Here is a 587-nt window from a genome sequence, read left to right as displayed (position 1 = left end):
CGGTGAGCCTGATCGACCTCATCCTGGATGTGCTGGCCGAAGCCGACCCGCTGGGGTTACGGCGACGGCTGGACTGCGTGGACATCCCCGGGACCAAGGCGTGGGAGGCGAAGGACCGCGCCGCGCGCATCCGGTGGTGGGTTCGCCGTGTCGGTGCGCTGGACACGGTGCTGGTCGCGTTCCCCGGGGTGTTCGGTGTGGTAGCCGACCGGCTGCCCGTCCAGGATCTGCTCGGGTTCACCAATCAGGCGATCGTGCTGTGCGCCGTCGCGCGTGAGTACGGCATCACGGATACCCAGACCAGGGTGCGGATGCTGGCGGCGGTGCTGTGCGCACGGGAGGTCTCCGACCAAGCGGAGTCCGAACCGGCCGTCCAGGATCCCGGCTGGTCTGCGATGTCTCTGCCCCGCAAGGTGTGGCACTTGGCGGGCATCCTGAACGCCATCGGTGCCGAACTCGGGAAGCGGCCCCACCCGAAGGGCGTGTTCCGGTACCTGGGCATGCTGCCCTGGTTGGGTGCTGTTGCCGACTACTTCGGTGAGTACGGCGCCCTGATGCGTGCTGCCGCGGCGGGCGAAGCGTGGATC

At 68.8% G+C, this 587-nt stretch carries 1 protein-coding gene; it reads left to right on the top strand.

Features of this window, described 5'->3' with window-relative positions; translation table 11 throughout:
• Positions 1 to 587, top strand: a 587-nt coding sequence (locus tag H7J86_RS31670) for a hypothetical protein (protein WP_267295813.1), incomplete at both ends; no start/stop codon positions are given.

Origin of the sequence: Mycobacterium hackensackense (assembly GCF_025822555.1) — a bacterium.
GTDB lineage: Bacteria > Actinomycetota > Actinomycetes > Mycobacteriales > Mycobacteriaceae > Mycobacterium > Mycobacterium fluoranthenivorans.
Note: the sequence above shows the minus strand (reverse complement) of the source record. Positions and strands in the feature narration are given on the sequence as shown.